This is a genomic window from Leisingera sp. JC1 (assembly GCF_001679925.1).
Lineage (GTDB): Bacteria > Pseudomonadota > Alphaproteobacteria > Rhodobacterales > Rhodobacteraceae > Leisingera.
In genome coordinates, this window is sequence record NZ_LYUZ01000136.1 from 102222 (window position 1) to 109119 (window position 6898).

General features: G+C 63.9%; 10 protein-coding genes and 1 pseudogene. 6 read left to right on the forward strand and 5 right to left on the reverse strand.

The annotated features are described in order from the left end of the window. From A9D60_RS22400 to A9D60_RS22410, 3 genes are all read right to left on the reverse strand, one after another. Nucleotides 1–315, reverse strand: coding sequence for a DUF1244 domain-containing protein (locus tag A9D60_RS22400; protein WP_065269639.1), 315 nt, complete (start codon nucleotides 313–315; stop codon nucleotides 1–3). A gap of 80 nt (nucleotides 316–395) precedes the next feature. After that, nucleotides 396–635 (reverse strand): DUF6868 family protein, encoded by a 240-nt coding sequence (locus A9D60_RS22405; protein WP_039170461.1) that lies wholly within the window; start codon nucleotides 633–635, stop codon nucleotides 396–398. 100 nt (nucleotides 636–735) lie between these two features. Next, nucleotides 736–1473 (reverse strand): N-formylglutamate amidohydrolase, encoded by a 738-nt coding sequence (locus tag A9D60_RS22410; RefSeq protein WP_065269640.1) that lies wholly within the window; start codon nucleotides 1471–1473, stop codon nucleotides 736–738. 118 nt (nucleotides 1474–1591) lie between these two features. Here A9D60_RS22410 and pyk point away from each other — a divergent pair, with 118 nt between their 5' ends. From pyk to A9D60_RS22435, 5 genes are all read left to right on the forward strand, one after another. After that, nucleotides 1592–3037 carry a pyruvate kinase gene (gene pyk / locus A9D60_RS22415; protein WP_065269641.1) on the forward strand — a complete coding sequence of 482 codons (1446 nt, stop codon included), beginning with the start codon at nucleotides 1592–1594 and terminating at the stop codon, nucleotides 3035–3037. A gap of 95 nt (nucleotides 3038–3132) precedes the next feature. Next, the gene (locus A9D60_RS22420; RefSeq protein WP_065269642.1) at nucleotides 3133–3354 is read left to right on the forward strand and encodes a hypothetical protein; all 222 of its coding nucleotides are present in this window, start codon (nucleotides 3133–3135) and stop codon (nucleotides 3352–3354) included. 116 nt (nucleotides 3355–3470) lie between these two features. Further along, nucleotides 3471–3671, forward strand: a complete 201-nt coding sequence (gene rpmI / locus A9D60_RS22425) for a 50S ribosomal protein L35 (RefSeq protein ID WP_019298273.1) — start codon at nucleotides 3471–3473, stop codon at nucleotides 3669–3671. Between the two features lie 15 nt (nucleotides 3672–3686). Further along, nucleotides 3687–4052: a 50S ribosomal protein L20 gene (rplT, locus tag A9D60_RS22430; RefSeq protein ID WP_008557989.1), complete on the forward strand. Its 366-nt coding sequence runs from the start codon at nucleotides 3687–3689 to the stop codon at nucleotides 4050–4052. Nucleotides 4053–4243: 191 nt separating this feature from the next. After that, nucleotides 4244–4636 (forward strand): nuclear transport factor 2 family protein, encoded by a 393-nt coding sequence (locus A9D60_RS22435; RefSeq protein WP_065269643.1) that lies wholly within the window; start codon nucleotides 4244–4246, stop codon nucleotides 4634–4636. Between the two features lie 56 nt (nucleotides 4637–4692). Here A9D60_RS22435 and A9D60_RS22440 read toward each other — a convergent pair whose 3' ends face one another. Both A9D60_RS22440 and A9D60_RS22445 read right to left on the reverse strand, forming a co-directional pair. Then, on the reverse strand, nucleotides 4693–5742 hold the full coding sequence (locus A9D60_RS22440; protein WP_254656774.1) for a PAS domain-containing sensor histidine kinase: 1050 nt from the start codon (nucleotides 5740–5742) through the stop codon (nucleotides 4693–4695). A 155-nt stretch (nucleotides 5743–5897) separates the two neighbouring features. Next, nucleotides 5898–6500 carry a pyridoxamine 5'-phosphate oxidase family protein gene (locus A9D60_RS22445; protein ID WP_065269645.1) on the reverse strand — a complete coding sequence of 201 codons (603 nt, stop codon included), beginning with the start codon at nucleotides 6498–6500 and terminating at the stop codon, nucleotides 5898–5900. A 68-nt stretch (nucleotides 6501–6568) separates the two neighbouring features. On the opposite strand from A9D60_RS22445, the pseudogene A9D60_RS22450 reads away from it, so the two are divergent. Next, nucleotides 6569–6898, forward strand: a pseudogene (locus tag A9D60_RS22450) (AraC family transcriptional regulator); the annotation flags it as partial.

Here is a 6898-nt window from a genome sequence, read left to right on the forward strand (position 1 = left end):
TTACTGCTTGTCGGTCACGTTTTCCTTGAAGGCGACTTCGAAGGCCGCCTGTTTCTCGGCACTGGCCTCGGTCTGGTAGTTGGCCTTCCACTCATCCATGGTCATGCCGTAATAAATTTCGCGTGCTTCGGTCTTGTCCATCTCGATACCGCGCTCATTGGCGGCCTCCTGGTACCAGCGGGCCAGGCAGTTGCGGCAGAAGCCGGCCATGTTCATCAGGTCGATATTCTGCACATCGGTGCGGTCTTCCATCAGGTGCTTTTGCAGGCGGCGGAAGGCGGCGGCCTGGATTTCGATCTCGGTTTGCTTGTCCATGGCGGTGGCTCCGGAATTGTCTTGCGTCCCCGCAGGCCTAGCAGCCGGGACAGGGGCGGGCAATGGGCGCGGGCGGCTGATCAGATCAGCTGCAGCGCCAGCCACGGCCCCAGTGCGGTGGCAAAGATCACGATCTTGTAGGTGCCGAGCCAGCGGTAGACCGTCAGGCTGACATCCGCGGGCGCCAGCCCGAACATGCGGGCATGCAGCCCTGCCACCCAGTCCCGCATCAGCATCAGAAGCACGGCAGAGAGGGTGAACAGGCCGATATGCAAAACGGTCAGCCAGCCGAAAAAGGCAGAGAGGGTTTCCTGGGTCATGACTGCTCCTTTCCCCGAAAATCCCGCGTTTCCGTTACAGATATGGGTGCGCGCGGCCAGTTCTGCAACGAAAACGCCGTTTTCCGCGCCGGATGCCGGGTTAGAGACCGGAGGCGTCCAGTGCCTTGGGCAGGATGCGGGCCAGGCGTTCGGCCCAGATATGCTGGCCCTTGTGCTCGGCAATCAGGTCGTTTCGCAGCTCGATCAGCGTGTTGGGGCGGCCCGGTTTGGTGGCGTGGGTTTCGATCGCGTCGCCGGGCAGGTAGCCGGTGTAGGGCTCATTGACACCCACGCACAACCCGTCCTCGCGGTTCAGCTCGTCAATGACGAAAGGCGAGAACCGTTCGCCCTCGGGGAACAGGATGCCGATCTCCCAGGGGCGCGGAGGGCGGCCGCGCAGCTGGCGGGTGAAGCTGTGGACCGAGACAATGACGGTGCGGGGCCGTTCCGCCAGCCGCGCCAGCGCCCGGTGGTAGGGGCGGTAGCAGCCTTCCAGCCGCTCCTTCAGCTCAGCCTCGCCCGCGTGGCGGTTGGCGGGGATGATGGTACCGTCATACAGCTTCATCAGCAGGGTGGGGTCGTCCTCGCCGCGGTTGGGGTCGATCACCAGGCGGGAGAAATTCGAGGCCACCACCGGTGCATCCAGCATCTCGCCCAAGAGCTTGGACACCTCATAGGCGCCGACGTCATAGGCGATGTGGCGCTCCATATCCTCGCGCGGGAGGCCGAGGTCGCCGCCGCCGGTAAACTCCGGCACATGGTTGGTTGCGTGGTCGCAGGTGATCAGCCAGCGGGCGGGGCGGTCTGCGCCGTGAACAAAAAAGGGAGTGTATGTCATGAGCCTGATATGTTTTGCCGCATTCTCTTTACGGGAGTTGCGCGGAAATGGGAATTGGGGGATAAGCACCCCGAGCTGTTTGCGGTAACATTATTCAGGTCCGGAGGAGAAGACCCCTATGAAACGATCGCGCAATGTGAAGATTGTCGCCACCTTGGGGCCGGCCTCTGAGACCTATGACACCATCCGCGCGCTGCATGAGGCGGGTGCGGATGTGTTCCGACTGAACATGTCGCACGGCAGCCACCCGGAGATTGCCGAGAAGCACAAGATCATCCGCCAGGTGGAGCAGGATCTGGACAGCCCGATCGCGATCCTGGCCGACCTGCAGGGGCCGAAGCTGCGCGTCGGGGTCTTTGCCAATGGGGCTGAGGAGCTGGAAGAGGGCGCGAAGTTCCGCCTTGACCTTGATAAGGCGGAGGGCGATGTGAGCCGGGTTTGCCTGCCGCATCCGGAGATCTTCCAGGCGCTGGAGCCGGGGGCGCACCTGCTGGTGAACGACGGCAAGATCCGCCTGGTGGTGGATGACTGCGGTCCGGATTTTGCAGACTGCACGGTGGAGACCGGCGGCACGATTTCGAACCGCAAGGGGGTGAACGTGCCCGACGTGGTGCTGCCGCTGGCCGCCTTGTCGGAGAAGGACCGGGCGGATCTGGAATTTGTCTGCGCACTGGGGGTGGACTGGCTGGCGCTGTCGTTCGTGCAGCGGGCCAAGGATGTCTATGAGGCGCGCACGCTGGCCGATGGCCGCGCCGCGGTACTGTCCAAGATCGAGAAGCCGCAGGCGGTGGAGGATTTCGAGGCTATCCTGGACGCTTCCGACGGCATCATGGTGGCGCGCGGCGATCTGGGTGTTGAACTGCCGGTGGCAGCGGTGCCGCCGATCCAGAAGCGGCTGGTGCGCAAGTGCCGGGCCGCCGCCAAGCCGGTGATCGTGGCAACCCAGATGCTGGAAAGCATGATCGAAAGCCCGATGCCGACCCGCGCCGAGGTCTCCGATGTGGCCACCGCCATCTATGAGGGCGCCGATGCGGTGATGCTGAGCGCCGAAAGCGCGGCCGGCCAGTATCCGGTGCAAGCGGTGCGGACGATGGACAAGGTGGCGATCGAGGTGGAGGCGGACCCGACCTATACCCAGATCATCGCCGCCTCGCGTTCGGCCAAGGGCACCACGGTGGCCGATGGCATCGTCGCCGCAGCGCGGGAGATTGCAGAGAAGACCGAGATCAAGGCGATCTGCTGCTTCACCCAGTCCGGCACCACCGCACTGCTGACGGCGCGGGAGCGTCCCGGCGTGCCGATCATCGCGATGACGCCGGTCAGCACCACCGCGCGGCGGCTGTGCCTCAGCTGGGGCTGCACCTGCGTGATGACGCCGGAACTGGACCGCTTCAAGGGCGCAGTGGTCAATGCGGCGCGGGCAGCGCGGGCAGGCGGCTATGCCGCTGAGGGCGATCAGATCGTGGTGACTGCGGGCGTGCCCTTCAACGTGCCGGGCACCACCAACATCCTGCGCATCGCGCCCTGCGACGAGCGGCTGATCTACAGCACCGACCCGGAGTAAATGCAGGCCGGTCTGCCGCGGGGCAGGGGCGTGATTGAAATGCCGCTGCCTGCCCCTACCATCATCCCGTGTTGCTGTGCTGATGGGGGTGGGTCATGCAGACGGATCTGGCGCTGGTACTTGGGCTTGTGATAGGGGCCTTCACGGTGCCGGGGATCCTGGCCGCGCTCAGCGAGCGCCGCGCGCCGCGCGCGTCGGTTCTGACCATCCTGATTGCCATCGGGCTGGTGACCTATGCAGTGATGGTGAACCCGGGCGGCTACAGCGTCGAAGAGATCCCGGACGTGTTTTCCCGGGTTGCAGCGCAGCTTTTCTAGAGAATCCGCTTGCCCATCCGGCCTTCATTGCTTAAAGGGCAGCTCTGTTCCGCGCGGCCGGCCGTCGAGGCATGCCGAGTCGCGCGTCTAGCGAACCCGCATTGAAGGAGACGGAAATGCCCAAGATGAAGACAAAGTCGAGCGCCAAGAAGCGCTTCAAGATTACCGCCACCGGCAAGGTGAAAGCAGGTCAGGCCGGCAAGCGCCACGGCATGATCAAGCGGACCACCAAGTTCATCCGCGACGCCCGCGGCACCACCACCCTGTCCGCACCGGACGCAAAGATCGTCAAGGGCTTCATGCCCTACGACCGCTAAGAGGAGATCTGAGATATGTCCCGCGTTAAAGGTGGTACCACAACTCACGCCCGTCACAAGAAGGTCATCAAGGCAGCCAAAGGTTACTACGGCCGCCGCAAGAACACCTTCAAAGTTGCCCGTCAGGCCGTCGACAAGGCGAACCAGTACGCAACCCGCGACCGTAAGAACCGCAAGCGCAACTTCCGCGCGCTGTGGATCCAGCGTATCAACGCTGCTGTGCGTTCGCACGACGAAGCGCTGACCTACTCCCGCTTCATCAACGGCCTGACCCTGGCCGGCATCGAAGTGGACCGCAAGGTTCTGGCCGACCTGGCCGTGCACGAGCCCGAAGCCTTCGGTGCAATCGTCCGTCAGGCACAGGACGCGCTGGCAGCCTAAGGCGCCGGAGAGTTCGAATTCAGAGAAGGCCGCCCAACGGGGCGGCCTTTTTGCTGTTGGGGGTAGGGGCAGGGCGCACTGGGTTGGCCGCAAGCAGCGCCCGGTGTTCATACTTGAATGTCGGGGGAGTGCAGCTTGCCGCCTGTTAGGCCAGCGCTAGTTAGCCTGTTCAGCACGGCAGGAGGTTGAACATGCCATACTCTCAAACCCAGCTGGACGATCTTGCGCAAGGCTATACGGCGGCTTGGAACTCAAAAGTGCCAGAGCAGGTCGCGGCTTTCCATGCTCCAAGCAGCAGTATCGTGATCAACCGCGGAGAGCCGTCGAGTGGTCACAGCGGCCTCACCGAGATGGCCGCTGGATTTCATGCGGATGTGCCGGACTTGCATCTCGTCTGCGACGGTGTCCGCGGGGCCGGTGCCCATGTATTGTACATGTGGACATTTACAGGCCACCACGCGGATACCGGTAACCCGCTCAAGGTAAGCGGCTGGGAGGAGTGGGAGCTGGACAGCAGCATGAAGATCACTTCCTCACTGGGGTGGTTCGACGCAGAGGACTACGAGCGTCAGGCCGCAGGATAAGGATGGGCCGTAGCAGCAAAGCAGCCTGTCTGCCTGTCCGGCAACTGCGGCGCCATTCACCCCTGGCGCGGCATCCGCAGTGAAAACACGGTCTGCGCTTCATCCGAGACGGCCGTGAGCCGGCCGCCATGCGCCGCAGCGATCTGCTGGGCGATGTAGAGGCCGAGGCCCAGGCCGTTCTGCGACTCGCGGGTGCCGGAGCGGGTGAAGGGTTCAAACAGCAAGGCCATGGTATCCGCCGGGATCGGGTCGCCATGGTTGGCGACTGACAAGACGAAATCGCTGCCGTCATCGCCAGCGGCCACAGTGACAGGTTTTCCCGTCGTGCCGTGCGTGACCGCGTTGGACAGGAGGTTGGAGACCAGCTGCGCGATGCGGTCCGTGTCACAGTACAGCGGATCGGTGAAGCTGTAGCTTTCGGTGATCGGAGTGTCCGGATTTGCCAGCCGGATTTCCTCAACCGTTTGCGACAGAACCGGCCGCAGCTCCGTGCTTTCCGAACGTGCAACTTCGATGCCTTCGCCAAGGCGGGACCGGGCGAAATCGAGAATGTCGTTGATCAGCGCCGACATGCGGGTGACGGATTGGCGGCCCAGGGCCAGGATCTCCAGCGCCTTGGCCGATTGCGGCTCATTCTCCAGCAGCCGCAGCGCGGCGCCGATGGCCGACAGCGGGTTGCGCAGGTCGTGGCCCAGCACCGCGATGAACTGCTCGCGGAAATGGGCCTCCTGCTCGCGCGAGGCCAAAGAGGCGGCGTTTTCTTTGGACTTGGTGACATCCCGCGCACTGCAATAGAAGCGGTCGCCCTCCGGCACCGCGTTCCAGGACAGCCAGCGGTAGCTGCCGTCCTTGTGCCGGTAACGGTTTTCGAATTGCAGCACCGGCTTGCCCTGCTTGATCCGCTCAAAGGCGGCTTCGGTCCTGGACAGGTCCTCGGGGTGGATGAAATCGAAGAACTGGCGGCTTTCGATTTCACCCGGCAGCAGGCCCAGGGTGTCGAACCAGGCCGGGTTGGTGTCCATGAAAACGCCAGAAGAGTCGATCACGCCCAGCAGATCGGGGGTGACCTTCCAGGTCCGGCTGGTGCGGTCCATCTGTGTCGGCACGACTGATTATCCATGTGAGGGCAGCAGTTATGCACTTTGCACATCACGCGCAGGAGTTGGCAAGATCCAAGTTGCCGCAGCGCAGCCACGGTGAAGTCTTAATTTATGCACTGCCGCATCTTGCGGCCTGGCACCGGGCCGCGCCGCCGGTTGCCTCACCACATCCGGGACTTTGCATAGTCCGCATAGCCGGCGTCATAGGCTTCGGCTTCGAAGCCCGCTTCCTGTTCCTTCAGGAACTGGCCTGCGGTGGGCACTGCGGGGCGGTCAGCCTCTGCATCCCACAGGCGGGAGCGCATCAGCGCCTTGGCGCATTGGAAATAGATTTCCTCAATGGTGATCACCGCGACGGTGGCGGGGAGCAGCGTCTTGCGCGCGAAATGGCTGCGCAGGTCCTCGTCCGCGGTCAGCACTGCGGTGCCGTTCACCCGTACGACGTTGTTGCAGCCTGGCACCATGAACATCAGGCTGACGCGCGGGTCGCGGACGATGTTGCGCAAGCTGTCGATCCGGTTGTTGCCGCGCCAGTCGGGCAGCCAGAGGGTGCGGCTGTCCGCCATATGCAGCACCGGGCCGTCATCACCGCGCGGGCTGGCGTCGGTGCCCTCAGGGCCGATGGTGGACAGGATCATGAACTTCGAGGCGCCGATCCAGTCGCGGTACAGCGGCGTCAGGCTGGGGGCGACTTTGCTTAGCGACTGCGGCACCGGGGCACCGTAGATCTCTTCAAGCTCATCTATGCTGGTGAGGGTTTGCATGGCTCCGGCCTCCTTTTGGTTGCGTTTTAGCTTGCCCTTTCGCGGCTGTGGGGCCAGTTTTCGCGCAAATGGGCCAAAATCCGGACATCTCCGCGCGGGGCTGGTCCTCCGCCGATGCCGTGCAGGAATTACCGCACGGGGTGGTCACCTATGCGCGCAGCTATCCGGACGGCTATATCTCCGCCTGGCATGACCACCCTCGCCATCAGCTGGTCTATGCCGTGGCCGGGCTGATCGCGGCGCTGTGCGGCATGAACAATCCCTGGCCGCTGCCGCCGCGGGCGCACCATCTGAGCCGGCTGATCCTGATTGAGCTGGGGGCGGCGCCGAAATCGCCGCTGTCGCTGCCCTATCCGGGTGACGCCCGGCTGCGGCGGGTCTGCGATGCACTGATGGAC

Excerpts from the sequence above, each read along its gene's own strand:
- A9D60_RS22400 (WP_065269639.1), bottom strand. The coding sequence starts at position 315 with ATGGACAAGCAAACCGAGATCGAAATCCAGGCCGCCGCCTTCCGCCGC.
- A9D60_RS22405 (WP_039170461.1), bottom strand. The coding sequence starts at position 635 with ATGACCCAGGAAACCCTCTCTGCCTTTTTCGGCTGGCTGACCGTTTTG.
- A9D60_RS22410 (WP_065269640.1), bottom strand. The coding sequence starts at position 1,473 with ATGACATACACTCCCTTTTTTGTTCACGGCGCAGACCGCCCCGCCCGC.
- pyk (WP_065269641.1), top strand. The coding sequence starts at position 1,592 with ATGAAACGATCGCGCAATGTGAAGATTGTCGCCACCTTGGGGCCGGCC.
- A9D60_RS22420 (WP_065269642.1), top strand. The coding sequence starts at position 3,133 with ATGCAGACGGATCTGGCGCTGGTACTTGGGCTTGTGATAGGGGCCTTC.
- rpmI (WP_019298273.1), top strand. The coding sequence starts at position 3,471 with ATGCCCAAGATGAAGACAAAGTCGAGCGCCAAGAAGCGCTTCAAGATT.
- rplT (WP_008557989.1), top strand. The coding sequence starts at position 3,687 with ATGTCCCGCGTTAAAGGTGGTACCACAACTCACGCCCGTCACAAGAAG.
- A9D60_RS22435 (WP_065269643.1), top strand. The coding sequence starts at position 4,244 with ATGCCATACTCTCAAACCCAGCTGGACGATCTTGCGCAAGGCTATACG.
- A9D60_RS22445 (WP_065269645.1), bottom strand. The coding sequence starts at position 6,500 with ATGCAAACCCTCACCAGCATAGATGAGCTTGAAGAGATCTACGGTGCC.